This window comes from Flavobacterium sp. RSSB_23 (assembly GCF_051547145.1).
GTDB lineage: Bacteria > Bacteroidota > Bacteroidia > Flavobacteriales > Flavobacteriaceae > Flavobacterium.
Map to the genome: position 1 here is coordinate 1 of NZ_JBPTTO010000010.1, position 20,604 is coordinate 20,604.

The following is a 20,604-nucleotide window of genomic DNA, read 5'->3' on the forward strand; positions in this document are numbered from 1 at the left end:
TTTTTTTTAATTTTAATCACTTTTTATTTTAAAAACAGCCAAATTTAATCAATTAATGAAAGGTTTTTTAAAATAAATCTTACTTATAAAGAATCAAAAAAATCCACCAAAAAATTGGAATAGCCTCAACCCAAAACAAAGTATAATAATTTGAACGTTTTTCATTTGCAAAAGCCAAAAAAAAGGCAGTAACTAGGATGAAAAAAAGGGAAAATAAACTAAAATTCCCATTCCAAAAATCCAAAGCTAAAAAAAGAACCAACAAGCCAAAACCTAGTTTCTTAGTTCGCTGCACACCTATTTGCTGTGGTACGGTTTGCAATAAGGAATCATCGGTTTTTAAATCGACGATTTCAAAAATTAGGATGAGAACAAACACCAAAAGAAACCGCTGCAAACCATAAACAAACACCATAAAATCTAACGTAAAATCCCATTCTAAAACAGGTAAAAAAACAGTAGCCAAAGTCCAACACAAAGACACAATATAAATTTTAATGCCTTTCCAATTCCTGGCATTACTTCGATTAGGAAAAAAAGGCAAAGCATACAATAAAGTGAGTGCTACAATAAAAAAACCTCCTAATTGCGTCTGGAATCGCAACTGAAAGCAATAGTAAAGCAATCCCAAAAAAACGAATCCACTAAACCCAACTATTGCTTTTAATTCTTTTCGGACAGTATTTTTTCTGCTCCTAATTAAAGACTCATACTTAACAAAATTGTAAGCAAAAACAGTCCCTAAAAAAACAAATAATGCCAAAGAAAAAGGGGAAGAAAAAAATAACTGTTGTTGAGTAATACAAAACAAAGCCAAACAAGACAAGCCCACGTGAATACTGCCATTGATGTAAAAACGAAATAAATGTCTGAAAATCTTCATTAAACAAAATTAATCAATTGTAAACAAATCACGGCTTTAGTTGAAAAATCAATAAAAAATACCCAACAAAATACGTCTTGAATTATTAATAATACTTATTTTTGCACCACAAAAAAACAACACCTACTATTTTAATTCAAAAAACGTCTCAATGATTTTATAATCAAAAGTAATCCAAAACATTACACTACAGACCAATTTGTTTTAGAATATAAAAAAAACACTATTTAGTACAAATGAGAACAGATGCTTTTGCTTTAAGACACATTGGTCCAAGAGAGAATGACCTTCAACACATGTTGAAAACCATTGGAGTTGATTCTATAGAACGACTCGTTTATGAAACCCTTCCAGATGACATTCGTCTAAAAGCACCACTGCAATTGGATCCCGCAATGACAGAATATGAATTTGCGAATCACATTCAAGAATTAGGTAATAAAAATAAAGTTTTCCAATCTTATATTGGCTTAGGATATCATCAAGCAATTGTTCCTGCTGTTATTCAAAGAAATATTTTTGAAAACCCAGGATGGTACACGGCTTACACTCCTTACCAAGCCGAAATCGCACAAGGTCGTTTAGAAGCGATTTTGAACTTCCAAACTATGGTTATTGAATTAACTGGAATGGAAATCGCCAATGCCTCACTTCTTGACGAAGGTACAGCAGCCGCTGAAGCTATGGCTTTACTTTTTGATGTAAGAACTCGCGATCAAAAGAAAAACAATACCAACAAATTCTTCGTTTCTGAAGAAATTTTACCACAGACGTTATCGGTTTTGCAAACACGTTCTACGCCAATCGGAATTGAATTGGTAATAGGAAACCACGAAACTTTTGAATTTTCAGAAGAGTTTTTCGGTGCGATGTTGCAATATCCAGGTAAATTCGGTCAAGTATATGACTATTCACAATTTATTTCAAAAGCTGCAGAAAACGAAATCAAAGTAGCCGTGGCAGCTGATATTTTAAGCTTAACAAAATTGACTCCTCCAGGTGAAATGGGAGCAGCTGTAGTGATTGGTACTACACAACGTTTCGGAATCCCATTAGGATATGGCGGACCTCACGCTGCGTATTTCGCAACAAAAGAAGAATACAAACGTTCTATGCCAGGAAGAATCATTGGAGTAACCGTTGACACCAATGGAAACCGTGCATTACGTATGGCGTTACAAACACGTGAACAGCACATCAAACGAGATAAAGCTACCTCAAATATCTGTACAGCACAAGTATTATTGTCTGTAATGGCAGGTATGTATGCCGTTTACCACGGACCTAAAGGCTTACGCTACATCGCTAATAAAGTGCACGCCGTGGCAGCAACAACTGCTAACGAATTGACTAAATTAGGCTACGAGCAAACCAATAGCGCATTCTTCGACACTATCGTAGTAAAAGCAGATTCTCAAAAAATTAAAGTAGTAGCAGAGCAAAACCAAATCAACTTTTTCTACATCGACGAAGCAACAGTTTCTATTGCATTCAACGAAACTACTAGCATCGAAGACGTAGCCAGAATTGTTAGCATTTTCGCTGCTGCAAAAGGAACTCAAACTCCTGAAATTACTGAATTAACAGTAACCAATCATTTCCCAGAAGAATTGAACAGAACGTCTTCGTTTTTACAACACGATGTTTTCAATAAATACCATTCTGAATCAGCTATGATGCGTTACATCAAAATGCTTGAACGTAAAGATTTATCGTTGAACCATTCGATGATTTCCTTAGGTTCTTGTACAATGAAATTGAACGCAGCTTCTGAAATGTTGCCACTTAGCAACCCACAATGGAACAACATACATCCTTTTGCTCCACTAGATCAAGCACAAGGATACCAAGAAATGTTGCGCAAATTAGAACAACAATTAAATGTAATCACTGGATTTGCTGGTACTACTTTGCAACCTAACTCTGGAGCACAAGGAGAATATGCAGGGTTGATGGTGATTCGTGCCTACCACCAATCACGTGGAGATCACCACAGAAATATTGCTTTGATTCCATCTTCAGCTCACGGAACCAACCCAGCTTCTGCTGCTATGGCAGGTATGAAAGTAGTGGTAACCAAAACTCTAGAAAACGGGAACATTGACGTAGAAGATTTACGTGAAAAAGCGATTCTTCACAAAGACAACCTTTCATGTTTGATGGTAACTTATCCATCTACTCACGGAGTATTCGAAAGTGCTATCCAAGAAATCACCAAAATCATTCACGATAACGGTGGTCAAGTATATATGGACGGAGCAAATATGAACGCTCAAGTTGGCTTAACCAATCCAGCTACTATTGGAGCGGATGTTTGTCACTTGAACTTACACAAAACCTTCGCGATTCCTCACGGTGGTGGTGGACCAGGTGTTGGACCAATTTGTGTGGCGCCTCAATTGGTTCCATTTTTACCAACAAACCCAGTAATTCCAACTGGAGGAGAAAATGCAATTACTGCTATTTCTGCTGCCCCATGGGGATCTGCTTTAGTTTGCCTAATTTCTTATGGATACATTTCCATGTTAGGCGCTGAGGGATTAAAATCAGCTACTGAGCACGCTATTTTAAATGCCAACTACATCAAAGAAAAATTGAACGGTCACTATGACACGCTATATTCTGGTGAAATGGGTCGTGCAGCACACGAAATGATTTTAGAGTGCCGTCCTTTCAAACAAAAAGGAATCGAAGTAACTGATATCGCTAAACGTTTAATGGATTATGGTTTCCATGCTCCAACTGTTTCTTTCCCAGTAGCAGGTACCTTAATGATTGAACCAACCGAAAGTGAAAACTTAGAAGAATTGGATCGTTTCTGTGATGCTATGATTTCCATCCGAAAAGAAATCGAAGCAGCAACTATCGAGGACAGTAATAATGTATTGAAAAATTCACCTCATACTTTAGCAATGCTTACTGCCGAAACTTGGGATTTCCCATACAGCAGAGAACAAGCTGCTTTTCCATTAGAGTATATTGCTGAAAATAAATTCTGGCCTACTGTTCGCAGAGCCGATGACGCTTACGGAGATAGAAACCTAGTTTGTAGCTGTGCTCCTATTGAAGCATATATGGAAAGTTAAGAATTACAATTTTACAACTATAAAGCCCGACATCATTTTATTTGTCGGGCTTTTCTTTTTAATAATAAAATTGTACCTAAAATCAAAAAAAACTTGAAACCTCCAATTTCAATCGATTGAAATTTTGAAAAAAGGCAAAATTCATTAAAAAATAAACAATAATTCAACAAAAAAAATGTTATTTGATAATTATATGCGTGCATAGTAAATTTTATTGCTCGAATTATTTATTAATGCTTAATTTAGCTTAGATTATACCAAAAATACCCTGATGAAAATAAAAATAACCGGAATTGGGAGCTACATTCCAGCCCTAAAAATTCACAACACCGACTTTGACAAACACGTCTTTTTAAACGAAGACGGGTCAGCCTTTGCGTATCCTAATGATGTAGTGATTAGCAAATTCAAAGGAATTACAGGCATAGAACAACGCCGTTATGCGGAGGACCACTTGAATTCCTCTGACTTAGCCTTTTTTGCCTCAGAAAAAGCTATTGAAGACGCAAAAATAGACCCCGAAACCATTGACTACATTATCTATGCACACAACTTTGGTGATGTCAATCACGGAACCATTCAGGCAGACACCCTTCCAAGCTTAGCCACTAGAGTCAAAAACAAATTACAAATCAAGAATCCAAAATGTGTGGCTTATGACATTCTTTTTGGTTGTCCAGGATGGATTGAAGGCGTGTTACAAGCCAATGCCTTTATCACCTCCGGAATGGCAAAACGTTGCTTAGTCATTGGAGCCGAAACCTTATCAAGAGTAGTAGATGCGCACGATAGAGATTCTATGATTTATGCCGATGGTGCTGGAGCAGCTATTATCGAAGGCTCAGATTCTGAAACAGGAATGCTGTCCTACGAAAGCGGTACTTTTGCAATAGACGAAGCCAATTATCTGTTTTTCGGAAAATCATACAACCAAGATTTGAATCCAAACACGCGCTATATCAAAATGTATGGCAGAAAAATATACGAATTTGCCCTAAGCAAAGTCCCTGCCGCAATGAAAAGTTGTTTGGACAAAAGCGGAATCGAAATCAACCAAGTCAAAAAAATATTGATTCATCAGGCCAATGAAAAAATGGACGAAGCCATCATCCATCGTTTCTACAAACTCTATGGACAAACTCCTCCTAAAGACATTATGCCAATGAGCATCAACGAACTCGGAAACAGTAGTGTTGCCACCGTCCCAACTTTATACGACTTATTGACGAAAGGCCAAATCGAAAATCACGAAATCCATAAAGGAGACGTCATCATGTTTGCCTCAGTAGGCGCCGGAATGAATGTCAACGCCTTTGTATATCGCTATTAGTAGTGATTAGTAACTAGTCCTAAGTCCTTAGCTGAAGTTTTCCTAACAAATGCTAACCACTAAAAACTAAGGACTATCCAAAGAATAAGGAGCCAATCCAGCTATCCACTACAAGTCCTCGCCCTGGAGTTTATTTTTACAAGGCGCCTCAAGAGCTTCTTTTAGTCGCTTTGATGCACCAGCAAAAATTAAACCCCAGAGCTGTGGGCTTTTCGCTTTTATCTGGGCTATACAATGCCTTCAAAACACATATAATTTGTATATTTGCGCCTTGTTTCCAAAAGGTCAACACCCATAACTATGTACGAAAAAACATTTCCCAATAAACGATTCAAGCATACTTTAGAATTTTTACAAAAACACATCACTACCCAAGAAACCATTTTTGATTTAGGAGTTCCTAACCCTTTCTCAAAAATTATGGAAGAAAATGGATATACCGTAAAAAACACCACTGGCGAAGATTTAGATAACAATCAGAACTCCTTACAATCTGAAGACTATACGGTTTTTACCGCCTTCGAAATATTTGAACATTTATTGAATCCTTATACTGTTTTACAAAATGTAAAATGCGACAAATTATTGATTTCAATCCCTCTTCGTTTATGGTTTTCACCCGCTTATCGCAGCAAAACTGATATGTGGGACAGACATTACCACGAATTTGAAGATTGGCAATTGGATTGGTTGTTAGAAAAAACAGGATGGAAAATTATCGCAAGAGAAAAATTTACACATCCCGTAAAAAAAATAGGATTCCGTCCGCTATTGCGTTTTTTCACACCAAGATATTACATTGTTTACGCTGAACGAGCCTAAAAACAAATCACAAAAATGAAATTCCAATTTCCAATTTTGGACTCATCCTATCATTTGGAATTTGGAATTTTAAAATTTTGGAATTTTATTTTTTATGAAATACTACATTGTCATACCGTCTTATAACGAAGAAGCTTTAATTGGTTTGACACTGCAATCACTGATTTCGCAAACTGTTTTGCCTTCAAAAATTGTAGTAGTCAATGACAATTCAACAGATAGAACTGCTGAAGTTGTATTGGAATTTGCTAAAAACAATCCATACATAAGTTTGGTCAACAAATCATCAGAAAACATACATCTTCCGGGTAGTAAAGTCATTCAAGCTTTTGAAAAAGGATTCGAAACCTTGGACGACAACTATGATTTGATTGTAAAAATTGATGCCGATTTAATCTTTCCTTCCAATTATTTCGAAACCATTATTAAACATTTCCAATCCGATGAGCGCATTGGCATGGTTGGTGGTTTTTGCTACATCGAAAAAAATGGGGAGTGGATACTCGAAAACTTAACCGACAAAGACCATATTCGTGGAGCACTAAAAGCCTACAGAAAAGAAACTTTCCAACAAATTGGGGGGCTAAAACCTGCTATGGGTTGGGATACAGTTGACGAATTGTTATGCAAGTTTTACAATTGGAAAGTAGTCACCGACGAAAGTTTACATGTAAAGCACCTAAAACCAACTGGTGCTAGCTACAACAAAGCCGCTCGATACAAACAAGGAGAAGCTTTTTACAGCTTGGGTTACGGATTTATCATCACGGCAATTTCATCATTAAAATTGGCCATGCGAAAAGGGAAACCCCTTTTATTTATTGATTACATAATGGGTTTTTGGAAAGCAAAATCATCCGGAAAACAATTATTTGTAACAGCAGAGCAAGCTAAATTTTTTAGAAACTATCGCTGGAAAAAAATGAAAGAAAAACTGTTTTAACAAGCAGTTGAAAACTAATTACTATTTTTGGTACTATTTTACAACCTATGATGCTAATTCGCTACATCTCACAAATCGGAAAATACTTTCTGATGATTAAAGAAATCTTTATCAAACAAACCAAATGGTCTGTGATGAAGAATCTTATTTTTAAAGAAATCGACGACCTCATCATCAACTCGTTGGGAATCGTTTGTTTCATCTCGTTTTTCGTTGGTGGTGTGGTTTCCATTCAAACCGCATTAAACTTAACCAATCCGTTAATCCCTACATATTTAATTGGTTTTGCTACAAGACAATCGGTAATATTAGAGTTTGCACCGACATTTATTTCAGTAATTATGGCTGGAAAAATGGGCTCCTTTATTACATCGAGTATTGGTACTATGCGTGTGACAGAACAAATTGATGCCTTAGAAGTTATGGGAGTTAACTCTTTGAACTATCTCGTTTTCCCAAAAATAATCGCCTTGCTAATGTATCCTTTTTTGATTGGTATTAGTATGTTTTTAGGCGTTTTTGGCGGTTGGATGGCTGCAGTTTATGGCGGGTTTACTTCAAGCGAAAGCTTTATTACTGGAGTACAATTGGATTTTATTCCTTTTCACATTACTTATGCCTTTATCAAAACTATCATTTTTGCGATGCTTTTGGCCACAATTCCATCGTTTCACGGCTACTATATGAAAGGTGGAGCTCTTGAAGTAGGTAAAGCAAGTACGGTATCCTTTGTTTGGACATCTGTATGCATCATTACATCTAACTATATTTTAACCCAATTATTACTTGGCTCATGATTGAAATCAAAAACATAGAAAAATCTTTTGGTGAGAGTAAAGTTTTAAAGGGGGTTTCTTGTCTTTTTGAAGCTGGAAAGACCAACCTAATCATTGGTCAAAGTGGTTCTGGAAAAACTGTTTTATTAAAAAGCCTTTTGGGAATTCATTATCCTGAAAAAGGAACTATTTCTTTTGATGGTAGAATTTACTCAGAATTATTACCAGAAGAAAAGAGGGAATTACGAACAGAAATCGGAATGGTTTTTCAAGGCAGTGCTTTATTCGACTCTATGACTGTTGCTGAGAACGTAGCCTTCCCTTTACAAATGTTTACACACAATACTCCTTCAGAAACAAGAGACCGTGTAGATTTTGTTTTAAAAAGAGTTAACTTGATTGATGCTCATAAAAAACTACCTTCAGAAATATCTGGTGGTATGCAAAAAAGAGTCGCTATCGCTCGTGCAATAGTAAATAACCCTAAGTATTTATTTTGTGATGAACCCAATTCAGGATTAGACCCTTATACTTCTACTGTAATTGATAATTTGATTAAAGAAATTACTGAGGAATATAATATTACTACCGTTGTTAATACCCACGATATGAACTCTGTGATGGAAATTGGAGAAAATATCCTCTTCCTGAAAAACGGAATCAAAGAATGGCAAGGTACCAAAGAAGAAATTTTTAGAACCGACAACGAAGCCATTGTGGACTTTGTTTACTCTTCTAACTTATTCAAAAAAGTAAGAGAGGCTTATTTAAAAGGTTAAAAAAAAGGCTTGATTTTCAATAATCAAGCCTTTTTTTTACTTCTTTAATTTATTAGCAATCAATTTTATGTCTTGCTCTTTACTCTTAGGATAAATCAACAATACATCTTCTTTATCTACAATAATAAAATCATGTAATCCATCAATCACTACAAGTTTTTTAGCAGCGGTACGGATGATATTATTAGAAGCATTTTCTAAAATCACCGTTGCATTGACCACTGCGTTATCTTGTCTGTCTTTGGGTAATTTATCATACAATGACCCCCAAGTTCCTAAATCATTCCAATCGAAAGTAGCTGATAAAACAAAAGTATTTTTAGCTTTTTCCATGATGGCATAATCTATTGAAATGTTTTCTGCCAATGGATAATATTCTTTTATAAAATCATTCTCAGAAGCAGTATTATAACTACTGTACCCCTGCATAAAATGAGCTAACATTGCTGGTTGAAAAGCTTCAAAAGCTTTTAGAATAGAAGGAATACTCCAAATAAATATTCCCGCATTCCATAGAAAATTACGACTTTGAATAAACTTTCTAGCCGTGGCATAATCTGGCTTTTCGCGAAACTGCACTACTTTTTTAATAGGTCTACTATCCAATTTATCATATTCAATATAGCCATAACCCGTATTTGGAAAAGTAGGTAAAATCCCCAAAGTCATAAGCGTTTCTTCTCTTTCGCATAAATCAAAAGAAAGCTGCAAATTGGCTACAAATTGCACTTCGTCTTCAATCCAATGGTCACTTGGAGCAACAACTACAACGGCGTTAGGATTCAGTTTTTTGATTTTTAGCGAAGCAAAAAGAATACAAGGTGCAGTATTTCGCATTGCAGGTTCTAGAACAATTTGTTCTTGACTCACCATAGGCAACTGTTCTAGCACTATAGCATTGTATGCTTCATTAGTAAGAATCAGTATGTTTTCTTTCGGAATTAACTGTGACAATCGACTAAACGTCTTTTGAATCAGCGTCTCTCCAGTTCCCAACATATCGTGAAATTGTTTTGGAAACTCTGTGGTACTTACAGGCCAAAAACGAGACCCTACTCCTCCAGCCATCAAGATGGCATAATAATTTTTATTCATGGTATTTTATGTCTTTTAGCACGATTCCTATGTGCTATTTAGTTGTTTTAATGAGGCAATAATTCAACTTCGGCATTAGGATTAAACAAATACATCCGATTCGAACTAATTTCAACACATTCGTAACGCTTTGTTCTAAGTGCACCTTTTTTGAAAATTTTCCCGTTATGAATTCTAAAAACACTTCCATAAGGAATTTCAAAGATATAGCTTTTATCGTTTTGTTGGTCAAACTGTTTTAGAGCCAAGGCCAAAGTAGCGTCAGTATCACTACTTGCAGCGGGATTCTTAAAATGTCGCGCTAATAATGGTAATAAATGATTGGGAAAAATCTCAGGCCTAATAAAAGGAACCATCAATCGCTGAAAAGTATATTTCCATTCGGCTCCATGTGGCTTAATGTTGCGACCAAATTTTTCAAAAGCCACCAAATGAGCAATCTCATGGATTAATGTAATCAAAAATCGGTATTTATTCAGACTAGCATTTACGGTGATTTCATGCTTCCCACTCATTCCCTTCCGATAATCTCCGTGGCGAGTGACACGTTCATTAACGATTTTTAAATGCACTTGATTCGCAACAATCAGTTCGAAAACTGGCTTTACGGCGTGTTCGGGCAAATATTTTAAAAGGGTATCGCTCATATTAATTCCCCCTTTTGGGGACTAGGGGGCTAAGGATTACTGGTAGTGACTTGCAACACTTTTCCGTTATAGTATTTGTTTCCTGTAAGCGTGAAATCGAAAATATATTGAGCCATTTCAGCAGCCGATAATGGAGCTTGGTACCCAGGAAAAGCTTCTTCTAGCATTTCGGTTTGAACTGCTCCAAGCGCTAATACGTTGAAAGCAATGCCTTGCTCTTTATATTCCTCAGCCAATAATTCTGACAAAGTAATCACTGCTCCTTTGCTTGAGCTATAAGCCGCTAAACCAGCAAATTTTAAACTGCCCTGAACGCCTCCCATAGAACTTATAGTTACTACGTGGCTTCCTTTTTGCAAATAAGGCAACACGATTCGCGTAAGATTTGCTACTGCAAAAACATTGACTCTATAAATGGCTTCAAAATCAGCTTGTGTGATGGTGGCAAAAGGCTTATTCAATAATGCACCAGCGTTGTGTATAATAGCATCTACATTTTTCCAGCTGCTATCAAGAAAATCTGTTACTTGATACAAATCCTCTTCGGTAGATAAATCGATTGACAAACAAGTGATGTTTTCATTTTCGATTAGCGATTGAGGTGTTTTTCTTGAAATAGCCAACACTTGATGACCGGCATTGGCGAATTGCAACGCCAATTCATAACCAATACCTCTAGAAGTTCCAGTAATAATAATTTTTTTCATAGGGCAAAAATAACAAAACCGAAACAAATTGACTTTGTAAAATGCAAAAGCTTATCATACAAAGCTAATTTTAGCTTCAATTTTGTATTTTTAAAAACTATTATCCGAAACCATGCCATCAAACATCATAATAAAAAAAGCTACTGAAGAAGATATTCCAGGAATTGTAGCCCTTCACAAAGCCAATTTGGTAGTAAACTTAACTGAAGTAGAAAAACAAGGAGGATTTGTAACCACTGCTTTGACCGTTGCCCAAATCCAAACAGTAATCCAGCATCATGGTCTTTTTATTGCAAAAAATGAAGACGCCATCATAGGATTTATCTTTGCTGCCGACTGGGAGTTCTTCACACAATGGCCTATTTTTGAGTACATGATTCAACTGTTTCCTAGTTTCTCTTTTAAAAATTTCGATGTGACCACTACTAATAGCTTTCAATATGGGCCGATTTGTATTGACAAAAACTATAGAGGACAAGGTATTATCACGGAACTATTTGAATATATGAGAATTCAAATGAAGGAGAAATATCCTTTGTCTTTAACATTTATCAACAAAACGAATATTCCTTCTTATAAGGCACATACCGAAAAGCTTGCTTGGGAAGTGATCGATGAATTCCATTTTAACAATAATAGCTATTATGTTTTGGCTTACGATATGAATAAACCTACTTAATAAGTTTAGCTTTTTTTAATTATCACTGGGATTACATACCATTGAACCTATGTTGTGATTTCCATTAGCATGCTGCTTAAATTACCGTCTTCGTCTACAAAAACAATTTGACATTTCCTTTTTTGAGCAAAAAAACACGAGGCAATTCAGAAGAAGAAAAATAAATAATCTCTCCCTTTTTGGCTTTTTTAAAACCTGTAATTATGCATAATTGTTTCAATTGGCTTCCGTTTAAGGTCCAAAACAACTTATGATCACGCAGATACCAATATTTTAATTCTTCATACATAAGACTAGTACCTTTTTTGGTAAATGTATAAAAAAACTCTTTACCAATTTCTTTGTTGCTACTTACCCTCGCTTTGAAAAAAACATTTGCTTGAACAACTAGCTATTGATTTTTAATAGTACTTCCAAATTTCTATAAGGCTATCTTGAATCCAATTGCATAAAATAGCTATTATAAGGACAAAGGTAACAATCCATAAATGACCGATAAACTTTGAAAAATTACAACAGGTTTTAATGTTCTCCATAATCACACCTATTACGAAACAATACATCCATCAGCCAATTCAATAATTCTGTCACTTGCTTTGGCAAAATCATTATCGTGCGTTACAGCAATAATGGTTTGCCCAAATTCACTTGAAATTTCTTTAAAAATATCAAAAACAATTTGTGTGTTCTTAGTGTCTAAATTACCTGTTGGCTCATCACCCATAATTATTGCAGGATCATTAATCAAAGCTCTTGCAATAGCTACTCTTTGTTGTTGACCGCCACTTAATTTTGAAGCAGGTTTTAGAGCTTGTTCCTGTATGCCAAGTATTTTTAATTTTTGCATAGCCCTTACTTCAACTTCCTCATAAGAATACCTTCCCAACTTTAAGGCAGGAAGCATCACGTTTTTTAAACAACTGAATTCCGGCAATAAATAATGAAATTGAAAAACAAAACCAATATTTGCATTTCTTACAGCTGCTAAATCATTGATGCTTTTGCCAGTTACTATTTGATTGTTAATTTGAATTTCTCCTTCATAGTTGGTATCCATAGTACTCAGGCAATACAACAAAGTAGACTTTCCTGAACCACTTTTGCCTACTAAAGTCAAAAATTCTCCTTTGTAAGCTTCAAAACTTACTTCATCCAACGCCTTAAATCGTATAGGATCTAAAAAGTATTTATTGATGTTTTTGGCACTTAAAATTATATCTTTTCTTTCCATAATTATCGTCTTAAAATTTCTACAGGATCAACCTTTGAGGCTTTTAAAGCGGGGAAATAACCTGCACAAAATGTTATAAAAATTCCTAAAACCAAACTGGTTGCAAATAATTGAAATTCAAAAGCAATAGGGAAATACCCTACAGGTCCTCCCATATAGATTTGAGACATAATTGCGATTAATACACTTCCAAAAAGCAATCCTACAATAGTCCCCACAAATCCCATAATCAACGATTCAAGCACAAATATTTTGATGACGTCATTACCTGAAAAACCAGTTGCCTTGAGAATGGCGATGTCATTTATTTTTTGAGCAATTGTAGAACTTAGAATATTATAAATACCAAAAGCAGCCACCAACAAAATAGATAAGGAGATAGCCCCCATCATAGTGGATCTTGTTTTATCTCCACTAAGTACATCTGCATTTGTAGTTTTCCAATCTTCGACCTTGTAGGGTGTGAGTTTTTGTAATTGGTCTCTATAGTTTTCAGAATTATCAGGATCAGGAGTATTTACAAATAATGTGCTTACATAAGAAGGCCCTTCTTTAATAAATTGTTGGGCAGCATTGATAGTAACATATGATTTTTGATTATCGTTCATCCTATTTCCTGTGGTAAAAATTGCTACAATTTTCATAACTTTCGTCACATTATAAGAAGACGAAACGGTGATATTATCTCCAACATTCAAATTTAATTTCTCTGCAATTCCGCTTCCTATGATTATACCGTTTAAATTTCCTTGTAGTGACTCCATTCTACCTGCTACAATATATTTGTGGAGATTAAACATCTTATCTTGCTCCAAAATATTTACCCCATTTCCTGTTCCTCGCATTTGAGCCTTACCCCTATTATAGACTGCATCAAAACTTACTTGTGCCATTGCAGTAGTAACAAAAGGCTGTTCTTTTACTTTATTTAGCAAAGCCTCTGGGTTAATTATTTTTGTTGAAAGCGTCGTGATTTGAGGATTTATAATAACGTGTATTTTATCACTTTCTAAAGGTTTACTAATGGGAGTGCTAATTTCGTCGTCTTTATAAATTTTAATATGAGCACTATTTTTAAAAATTTCATCTCTTGAAAAATCTGTAAATCCAGATGAAAGCGAATTCATAAAGAAATAGATCCCAACTCCAATTGCGACTCCTAGAGCTGCTACCATTGTTTGTTTTTTGCGCGTTACTACGTGAGTGACGGCAATTTGAACATTAACACTTGTTCTCATATCCTTATTTCATTTGAGATCCTACTTCAGAAGTATTCATTTTGTTTTCTGCAATATTATCGGTTATCAAAACCGTATTCTGGTCAATTCCTTTGAGAATTTGCACCCACTCATTACTCACAAACTTCGTAACCACTTTTACTTTTTGATTTTGTCCCTTTATTTGAACAAACCCTCCAAAATCAATATAATTTCTTGGAATTAGCAAAGCTGCTTTTGTTTTGGCAATGATAATATTGGCCTGTAATTGTGTGTTGATAATTTTAAAATCTAATTCCTCAGTAAAATTTATTTTGCAAATAAATGACTGTGTGGCTTCATCAAAAGAGGGGTAGATTTCTACAACAACGCCGTTGTATATTTTACTTTTATTGGTATTTAATTTAATTAATGCTGCTTGTCCCAATTTGACTTTATCAATGTTAGCTTCATCAATATTTACTTTTGCATAAATTGTTTTGGCCTCACCAATCAATGCTATTACATCGCCACGTTTGACATAATCACCTATCTCTTTATACTTTTTGTAAACTTTACCATTTGCCAGTGCTTTTATCTGGTTATGAGTAAGCATTAACTCACTTACCTCCTTTTGGGCTTTATTTGTTATAACCTGCTGATCGGCTTGCTGTTGAATCAATTTGTAATTTTCTAAGGCACTTTCGTAATTGGCTTTTGAAGTTTTAAGCTGTAATGTGGCATTTTCAAAATCAATTAAAGCAACACTATTCTCTTTCCATAACTTTTGGTACCTCTGCCATTGCACTTGGTCTTGATCAAGCTTTGATTTAGTAATTGTAATATTGTTTTTAGCCTGCATTAATGAAGGTGCATTGCTGCTAGTATTACTCTGAGCAATTTGATACAAGCCTTCTGCACTTTCTGTATTAAAGTTGTTTTCTTTGTTATCTACTTCAGCAAGTACTTCTCCAGTTATGATTAAATCACCTTCTTCAAAATTTATTTTTGATAGATAACCATCTGTTTGTGCGGTTAAACTATATGTATTGTTCGCTTCTAAAACGCCCGATGCAAAAACCGTTTCAGTGACGTCTTTACGGATTGGTGTTGTTTCTTCTGTCTTTTTCCCACAAGAAATTAGGACAAATAGAGACAGAATTACACATTTAATAAGACCTGTTTTCATATTATTGTATTTTATTGTTAATGTCTATTTTTGACAATGCCAGCATAACATCTACCTTAGCTGATATCATACTATAATTATCATTAACCATAGCATTATAGCTGTTAATGGTTTGATCAATACCTATTAAACCCTCGCTGTAGAGTTTTTGATTTTTATAATAGGTATCTTTACGTAACTCGTAAATTTCTCTGTTAGCTTTTGCTTGAGATAATGCTTTATTATAATCAATACCAAGCTGCTTAAATTCAATTTCTGCCTTTATCTTGGTTTGTTCGGTATTTTTTTGAGCTAATTCAAAGTCAAATTTTGCATTGTATTTCTTTGAAATACTTTCGGCTGTTGGAATGTTAAAACTCAATTTAAGACCAACATAGGAGCTCCTAATCCAATCTACATTCTTATCAAAAAGAGTTGATTGTGTATTAAATTGCTGATTGGAATTAGAAAAAAAGAAATTAAGTGTAGGTAGATTAACTTTTGAAGTCTGTTTAAAATTCGATAATGCCTCTTTTTCTTTAAGCATACTGTTCTGAATGTTTAATTCATTCCATTTAATCTCTGGCATATCATTCAAAAAAGTAGCAGTGATACTTTGCTTAATGACAATCTTTTCTTCTTCAGGAATGTCTGCTAAAATCTTGAGTGATAGATAATTTGTTTCTAACAAAAGTTTTAGTTGTACCATACTTTCCTTAACGCTCAAGTAACTGGCTTTAGCATCATTGACATCTTGTTGTTTTACCATTCCTTGCTGGTACTTTTCAGTAGCGCTTTTCAAAACAATTTCTGCTCCTTTCAAATTTTCATCTGTTGATAGAATTTGCTCTTGCAGGTTAACGATATTGTAATAGGTAACCGCAATATTTTCAGACAAAGATTTTAATGTCAATTTATTATCAGATTCGGTTAATTGAATGTTAATCTTTGCAAGCTTTAGCTTTTCCCAGCCCGCCAAGTTTAACAATTTCAATTCTCCGTTTCGGGTCGAATTTGTAACATATGGCACTCCCGTTTCTACTGTTTGTCCTTGTATGATTTGAACAGGAATTCTGGTGTTATTAGTATACGAGAATGATTGCGATCCTGAAGGATCAAGAACACCAATCATCGCTGCTAGCTTTGCTTTTTTGGCCTTTGTCATTTTCACTTCGCCTGATTGAAGGGTAATACTTTTTGATTGTACGTGTGCTAGTAAAGCGTCTAGGGAAGAAAAATCAGTCTGAGCCAATGCAGATGAGCAACTGAAAAACAAGATTAATAATCTGTTCAATACATTACTTCTCATAGTGCTTATTGCTTAATTCGTTTAAAATAGATTGTTTTGGACATCAAAAGCTTCCTTGCCACCATCTTGATTCTATCTTTATTTTCAAAACTAATCACAACATTGAGCAGAATATCTTTATCGGGTGGCGTCATAGTCCCCATAAAGGTTTTGGTATCCGAACTATACTTTAGTTTTTTGATAAAAATGTGTTCCTCATTTTTCAGATCTTTTTTCGACTCTTTTCTCTTCCCATATACCAAGCCGTCCTTAGCGAGATAAAACTCAGTGACCATATCTGATCTTTCTTCGTTCTGCCAATTGCCAATTAAATCGATTTGAGATTGCGTCCAGCCAATTGTTGATACAAAACAGACCAACAGTACCATCTTTGCTTTCTTTATTCTTTCCATTTCTTTCTTTTGTTTTTTAGACAATTAATGTTCATTTACAAATCAAAGATGCTTTGAAAATCAACAGGAGGATGGAAGAAAAATTGCTAAATGGACAAACCTTAGGTTAAAATGGACAAAAGAGGTTTTTCAAGTAAACGCAAAAAAAAAGGAACTGTAAAAGTTCCTTTTTTTAAAAGATATATTTTGATTAAGTACTGGCAAGCCACGAAGTAAATGCTCCCGTTTTGAGTTTGCCTATTATAATTTGATTTTCAAACGGAACCGTCAAATGCACTAATAATTTTCGATTAAAATAGTGTGAAGCAGCCTTGACAGCATTCCTATTTATTAGATATTGCCTATTGGCTCTAAAAAAAATATCTATAAACATTTTTTCTAAAGTATCCATATTTTGAGAAAGCACTATTTTTTTACCATTAAAACAAACCGCATAAACAATTTCGTTTTCAATAAAGAATAACGCAATTTCTTCGCTCTTTATAGGAATAATTTTTTCGCCAACATTTGCCAAAATCGACTTTCGCTGTGGTAGCTCAGGTTGCTTTAGCAATTTCAGTAACGAAGAAAGCGTATCGTTTTCAATCAAAGCGCTACCTTTTAGCAACTTCAATTTATTTAAAGCATTTTCTAAAGCATTTGTATTAAAAGGTTTCAAAATATAATCAATACCTAGCGTATTAAAAGCCTCAAGTGCATATTGATTATATGCTGTACAAAATACAATTGGTATTTTATTTTCAATTCTCTCAAAAATTTCAAAACTCAAACCATCACCTAACTCAATATCGGAAAAAATAACATCAGCATCGTCTTCCTTATGCAATGCAAAATAATCTAAGGCTTCCTCAACACTTGCCAACTGGGCTATGATTTGGATATCAGCGTCAATTCTCATCAAGGAATTTGCTAAATCTTTTGCCGTTAATTTTTCGTCTTCGATTAGGATTACTTTCATATTACTACTTTGTATTAAACCAACAAAACTATTCTAGTAATGGAATTTCTACGGTGAATTCATCTTCACCATCATTAATTTTGATACTTTTTTCAGCCACTATTTTATAACGCAACATCAAATTTTGAAGGCCAGTACCAGAGGGTTGCTGTAGCACTTTAGTCCTTTTATTATTAATAACTACAACAAAAGAATCTATGATAGTTATCTTTATTATAAGTGGCTTTTTCTCATTAAAAGAATTGTGTTTAATGGCATTTTCTACTAATGATTGTAGGGCATAAACGGGAACTTTCTTTTCTACTACATCAAATGGAATATCGATTTCACAAGAAAACGCAGTGCCAAATCTTACGGACTGCAAATTGATATAATCTTGAGTGAACTGCAACTCATCCTTTAAGGTAACAATTTCTCGGTCTTTTGCTTGGCTAGAATAACGCAAAAACTCTGACAATTGTAAGGTGTAATTCTCTGCCATTACTGGGTTTTCTTTTATCAAAGACTTCAATGTACTTAATGCATTAAACAAAAAGTGAGGTTGCAATTGCTGCAACAACATTTGTTTTTGGGCTTCAAGATTTGAAATTTTCAATTGCTGAATTTCTATCTCTGCACTTTCATTTTTAAACTGCAGAAGTATTGTATTACATAAAATAATAATTATTGTATTGATTCCTATGGCTGCAAAAAAAGGCATTAATGGATATACCTGTAAGGGCCTTAAATGAGAGAGGGAAAAAATAACAATTGATTGTAACAGCAGCACAAGCATATAACTCAAAAGATATCTTTTATTGCTTTGATATGTATTAATTTTTTGAATAATTAAAATATTGATTACCCAAAAAGCAAAAATGGTCATCGTAAGTATCGACCAAGCAAGCAGAATTTTAGAATTTTGAACTCTCTCTACAATATAGATTGGTGTAGCACCAATAAGAGCAATAATTGGTGAAGAAATAAAAGCGGTGCGATAGAGTCTTTTTTCCATATGACAAATGTAAAACAATCCCCTCATAGTTATACAAAACCCATTTCAAGATGGACGAATCAAAAGCTAAATAGGACAAATATATAGTTGATTTGAAAAACGAAAAAACCATTAAAGAAGTAAGATTAGGTAAATAGAAACTTACCGTCTTAGCTCTTTAATGGTTTAAAACTATTTTATGCTTTGCTTACGAAACCAAACCTCTCGAAATCACAATACGTTGAATTTCGGATGTTCCTTCATAAATTTGAGTAATTTTAGAATCACGCATCATACGCTCTACGTGGTATTCTGCCACATATCCGTTTCCACCGTGAATTTGAACGGCTTCGTTCGCTACTTCAAGAGCAATTTCAGAAGCATATAATTTAGCCATAGCTCCAGAATGTGCAATATCTTGTCCAGCATCTTTTTCGCAAGCTGCTTTCATAATCAATAATTTAGCCGCTGTAATTTTCACGTACATATCGGCCAATTTAAAAGCAATGGCTTGGTGTTTGAAAATTTCTTTTCCAAATGCTTTACGCTCTTGTGAATATTTCAAAGCCAACTCATAAGCTCCAGTTGCAATTCCTAAGGCTTGAGAAGCAATTCCGATTCTACCACCGTTCAACACGTTCATAGCAAAAGCAAATCCGAAACCATCAGCTCCAATTCTGTTTTCTTTAGGAACTTTTACATCCGTAAATAATAAGGAGTGAGTATCACTTCCGCGAATTCCCATTTTCTTTTCTTTTGGACCGATTTCAAATCCAGCCCAACCTTTTTCTACGATAAAAGCATTGATTCCTTTGTGTCCTTTTTCGATATCGGTTTGAGCGATTACTAAATAGGTAGAAGCTGTTCCTCCGTTAGTAATCCAGTTTTTAGTACCATTTAATAAGTAATGGTCTCCCATATCAATTGCGGTCGTCTTTTGAGAAGTAGCATCCGAACCTGCTTCTGGCTCTGACAAACAAAAAGCACCAATAACGTCTCCTTTTGCAAGAGGAACCAAATACTTCATTTTTTGCTCTTCGCTGCAATACTTTTCTAATCCTGCACAAACTAATGAATTGTTTACAGACATAATTACTGCTGCAGAGGCATCTACTTTTGCTATCTCAGTCATCGCCAAAACATAAGAAATGCTATCCAATCCAGCGCCACCATATTTTGGGTCTACCATCATTCCCAAAAATCCTAGTTCTGCCATTTTTTTTACTTGCTCAGTTGGGAACTTAGAATGTTCGTCTCTTTCTATTACTCCAGGTAGCAATTCCGTTTGAGCAAAATCTCTTGCCGCCTGCTGAATCATTAAATGCTCTTCAGTAAGATTAAAATCCATATTGTATTTAGTTTGTTTAGTAAGTATTGAAATTTTGAATCCAAAAGTAGAATTTAAATATCAAAAATTCAAACGATTTCGTGAATTTAGCTTTTGTCTAAAACATTTGACAATTATTTCTGTAAAACACTAAAAAATTACTTCCAATTTTGATTTTTCAACTTTGATTTGAACAAATAAAAGTATCAAAAAAAACAGAAAATCATTCGTTACTAGACGTTTAGAGAAGAGGAAAAAATAAAATTCTAGAAAAAAAACAGCTATAATTGAAAAAAAAGCCAT

The 20,604-nt window shown here is 34.6% G+C and carries 20 protein-coding genes; 7 read left to right on the forward strand and 13 right to left on the reverse strand.

Going from position 1 to position 20,604, the window contains the following annotated elements; translation table 11 throughout:
- Positions 1–79 precede the first annotated feature (79 nt).
- The gene (locus ACSVH9_RS13520) at positions 80–883 is read right to left on the reverse strand and encodes a hypothetical protein (protein ID WP_438064167.1); all 804 of its coding nucleotides are present in this window, start codon (positions 881–883) and stop codon (positions 80–82) included.
- A gap of 236 nt (positions 884–1,119) precedes the next feature.
- Here ACSVH9_RS13520 and gcvP point away from each other — a divergent pair, with 236 nt between their 5' ends.
- The 6 genes from gcvP (at position 1,120) to ACSVH9_RS13550 (ending at position 8,619) form a co-directional block, all read left to right on the forward strand.
- Positions 1,120–3,969: an aminomethyl-transferring glycine dehydrogenase gene (gcvP, locus tag ACSVH9_RS13525; protein ID WP_438064168.1), complete on the forward strand. Its 2,850-nt coding sequence runs from the start codon at positions 1,120–1,122 to the stop codon at positions 3,967–3,969.
- A gap of 271 nt (positions 3,970–4,240) precedes the next feature.
- Positions 4,241–5,299, forward strand: a complete 1,059-nt coding sequence (locus ACSVH9_RS13530; protein ID WP_438064169.1) for a 3-oxoacyl-ACP synthase III family protein — start codon at positions 4,241–4,243, stop codon at positions 5,297–5,299.
- Positions 5,300–5,599: 300 nt separating this feature from the next.
- Positions 5,600–6,121, forward strand: coding sequence for a methyltransferase (locus tag ACSVH9_RS13535; RefSeq protein ID WP_438064170.1), 522 nt, complete (start codon positions 5,600–5,602; stop codon positions 6,119–6,121).
- 94 nt (positions 6,122–6,215) lie between these two features.
- Positions 6,216–7,064, forward strand: a complete 849-nt coding sequence (locus ACSVH9_RS13540) for a glycosyltransferase (protein ID WP_438064171.1) — start codon at positions 6,216–6,218, stop codon at positions 7,062–7,064.
- 47 nt (positions 7,065–7,111) lie between these two features.
- Positions 7,112–7,861 (forward strand): MlaE family ABC transporter permease, encoded by a 750-nt coding sequence (locus tag ACSVH9_RS13545; protein ID WP_438064172.1) that lies wholly within the window; start codon positions 7,112–7,114, stop codon positions 7,859–7,861.
- The gene (locus tag ACSVH9_RS13550; RefSeq protein WP_438064173.1) at positions 7,858–8,619 is read left to right on the forward strand and encodes an ABC transporter ATP-binding protein; all 762 of its coding nucleotides are present in this window, start codon (positions 7,858–7,860) and stop codon (positions 8,617–8,619) included. Before ACSVH9_RS13545 ends, ACSVH9_RS13550 begins: the two co-directional genes overlap by 4 nt.
- A 36-nt stretch (positions 8,620–8,655) precedes the next feature.
- Here the strand turns inward: ACSVH9_RS13550 and ACSVH9_RS13555 are convergent, their stop codons facing one another.
- The 3 genes from ACSVH9_RS13555 to ACSVH9_RS13565 are packed head-to-tail and all read right to left on the reverse strand — an operon-like array spanning position 8,656 to position 11,068.
- On the reverse strand, positions 8,656–9,714 hold the full coding sequence (locus ACSVH9_RS13555) for a mannose-1-phosphate guanylyltransferase (protein ID WP_438064174.1): 1,059 nt from the start codon (positions 9,712–9,714) through the stop codon (positions 8,656–8,658).
- A 47-nt stretch (positions 9,715–9,761) separates the two neighbouring features.
- On the reverse strand, positions 9,762–10,361 hold the full coding sequence (locus ACSVH9_RS13560) for a SprT-like domain-containing protein (RefSeq protein ID WP_438064175.1): 600 nt from the start codon (positions 10,359–10,361) through the stop codon (positions 9,762–9,764).
- A 29-nt stretch (positions 10,362–10,390) separates the two neighbouring features.
- A complete protein-coding gene (locus tag ACSVH9_RS13565; protein WP_438064176.1) occupies positions 10,391–11,068 on the reverse strand; it encodes an SDR family NAD(P)-dependent oxidoreductase in 678 nt (225 codons plus the stop codon).
- Between the two features lie 112 nt (positions 11,069–11,180).
- On the opposite strand from ACSVH9_RS13565, the gene ACSVH9_RS13570 reads away from it, so the two are divergent.
- Positions 11,181–11,747, forward strand: coding sequence for an N-acetyltransferase family protein (locus ACSVH9_RS13570; RefSeq protein WP_438064177.1), 567 nt, complete (start codon positions 11,181–11,183; stop codon positions 11,745–11,747).
- Between the two features lie 94 nt (positions 11,748–11,841).
- Here the strand turns inward: ACSVH9_RS13570 and ACSVH9_RS13575 are convergent, their stop codons facing one another.
- The 9 genes from ACSVH9_RS13575 to ACSVH9_RS13615 form a co-directional block, all read right to left on the reverse strand.
- Positions 11,842–12,036 carry a hypothetical protein gene (locus tag ACSVH9_RS13575; RefSeq protein ID WP_438064178.1) on the reverse strand — a complete coding sequence of 65 codons (195 nt, stop codon included), beginning with the start codon at positions 12,034–12,036 and terminating at the stop codon, positions 11,842–11,844.
- A 258-nt stretch (positions 12,037–12,294) separates the two neighbouring features.
- The gene (locus tag ACSVH9_RS13580; RefSeq protein WP_438064179.1) at positions 12,295–12,978 is read right to left on the reverse strand and encodes an ABC transporter ATP-binding protein; all 684 of its coding nucleotides are present in this window, start codon (positions 12,976–12,978) and stop codon (positions 12,295–12,297) included.
- A 2-nt stretch (positions 12,979–12,980) separates the two neighbouring features.
- A complete protein-coding gene (locus ACSVH9_RS13585) occupies positions 12,981–14,216 on the reverse strand; it encodes an ABC transporter permease (RefSeq protein ID WP_438064180.1) in 1,236 nt (411 codons plus the stop codon).
- A gap of 4 nt (positions 14,217–14,220) precedes the next feature.
- Entirely contained in the window at positions 14,221–15,363 is a 1,143-nt protein-coding gene (locus tag ACSVH9_RS13590) for an efflux RND transporter periplasmic adaptor subunit (protein ID WP_438064181.1), read from the reverse strand.
- 1 nt (position 15,364) lies between these two features.
- Complete coding sequence (locus tag ACSVH9_RS13595; RefSeq protein ID WP_438064182.1) at positions 15,365–16,651, reverse strand: TolC family protein; 1,287 nt, start codon at positions 16,649–16,651, stop codon at positions 15,365–15,367.
- A 5-nt stretch (positions 16,652–16,656) separates the two neighbouring features.
- Entirely contained in the window at positions 16,657–17,043 is a 387-nt protein-coding gene (locus tag ACSVH9_RS13600) for a hypothetical protein (protein WP_438064183.1), read from the reverse strand.
- Between the two features lie 190 nt (positions 17,044–17,233).
- A complete protein-coding gene (locus ACSVH9_RS13605) occupies positions 17,234–18,001 on the reverse strand; it encodes a LytR/AlgR family response regulator transcription factor (protein WP_438064184.1) in 768 nt (255 codons plus the stop codon).
- Between the two features lie 28 nt (positions 18,002–18,029).
- Entirely contained in the window at positions 18,030–18,995 is a 966-nt protein-coding gene (locus tag ACSVH9_RS13610) for a sensor histidine kinase (protein WP_438064185.1), read from the reverse strand.
- A 187-nt stretch (positions 18,996–19,182) separates the two neighbouring features.
- A complete protein-coding gene (locus ACSVH9_RS13615; RefSeq protein WP_159687255.1) occupies positions 19,183–20,322 on the reverse strand; it encodes an acyl-CoA dehydrogenase family protein in 1,140 nt (379 codons plus the stop codon).
- Positions 20,323–20,604: the final 282 nt, after the last annotated feature.

Bases quoted from the DNA above. Each gene is read 5' to 3' on its own strand.
- ACSVH9_RS13560 (WP_438064175.1), bottom strand. From the start codon at position 10,361: ATGAGCGATACCCTTTTAAAATATTTGCCCGAACACGCCGTAAAGCCA.
- ACSVH9_RS13565 (WP_438064176.1), bottom strand. From the start codon at position 11,068: ATGAAAAAAATTATTATTACTGGAACTTCTAGAGGTATTGGTTATGAA.
- ACSVH9_RS13605 (WP_438064184.1), bottom strand. From the start codon at position 18,001: ATGAAAGTAATCCTAATCGAAGACGAAAAATTAACGGCAAAAGATTTA.
- ACSVH9_RS13610 (WP_438064185.1), bottom strand. From the start codon at position 18,995: ATGGAAAAAAGACTCTATCGCACCGCTTTTATTTCTTCACCAATTATT.
- ACSVH9_RS13530 (WP_438064169.1), top strand. From the start codon at position 4,241: ATGAAAATAAAAATAACCGGAATTGGGAGCTACATTCCAGCCCTAAAA.
- ACSVH9_RS13535 (WP_438064170.1), top strand. From the start codon at position 5,600: ATGTACGAAAAAACATTTCCCAATAAACGATTCAAGCATACTTTAGAA.
- ACSVH9_RS13580 (WP_438064179.1), bottom strand. From the start codon at position 12,978: ATGGAAAGAAAAGATATAATTTTAAGTGCCAAAAACATCAATAAATAC.
- ACSVH9_RS13550 (WP_438064173.1), top strand. From the start codon at position 7,858: ATGATTGAAATCAAAAACATAGAAAAATCTTTTGGTGAGAGTAAAGTT.
- ACSVH9_RS13615 (WP_159687255.1), bottom strand. From the start codon at position 20,322: ATGGATTTTAATCTTACTGAAGAGCATTTAATGATTCAGCAGGCGGCA.
- ACSVH9_RS13590 (WP_438064181.1), bottom strand. From the start codon at position 15,363: ATGAAAACAGGTCTTATTAAATGTGTAATTCTGTCTCTATTTGTCCTA.
- ACSVH9_RS13600 (WP_438064183.1), bottom strand. From the start codon at position 17,043: ATGGAAAGAATAAAGAAAGCAAAGATGGTACTGTTGGTCTGTTTTGTA.
- gcvP (WP_438064168.1), top strand. From the start codon at position 1,120: ATGAGAACAGATGCTTTTGCTTTAAGACACATTGGTCCAAGAGAGAAT.
- ACSVH9_RS13555 (WP_438064174.1), bottom strand. From the start codon at position 9,714: ATGAATAAAAATTATTATGCCATCTTGATGGCTGGAGGAGTAGGGTCT.
- ACSVH9_RS13570 (WP_438064177.1), top strand. From the start codon at position 11,181: ATGCCATCAAACATCATAATAAAAAAAGCTACTGAAGAAGATATTCCA.
- ACSVH9_RS13585 (WP_438064180.1), bottom strand. From the start codon at position 14,216: ATGAGAACAAGTGTTAATGTTCAAATTGCCGTCACTCACGTAGTAACG.
- ACSVH9_RS13540 (WP_438064171.1), top strand. From the start codon at position 6,216: ATGAAATACTACATTGTCATACCGTCTTATAACGAAGAAGCTTTAATT.
- ACSVH9_RS13520 (WP_438064167.1), bottom strand. From the start codon at position 883: ATGAAGATTTTCAGACATTTATTTCGTTTTTACATCAATGGCAGTATT.
- ACSVH9_RS13595 (WP_438064182.1), bottom strand. From the start codon at position 16,651: ATGAGAAGTAATGTATTGAACAGATTATTAATCTTGTTTTTCAGTTGC.
- ACSVH9_RS13545 (WP_438064172.1), top strand. From the start codon at position 7,112: ATGATGCTAATTCGCTACATCTCACAAATCGGAAAATACTTTCTGATG.
- ACSVH9_RS13575 (WP_438064178.1), bottom strand. From the start codon at position 12,036: ATGTATGAAGAATTAAAATATTGGTATCTGCGTGATCATAAGTTGTTT.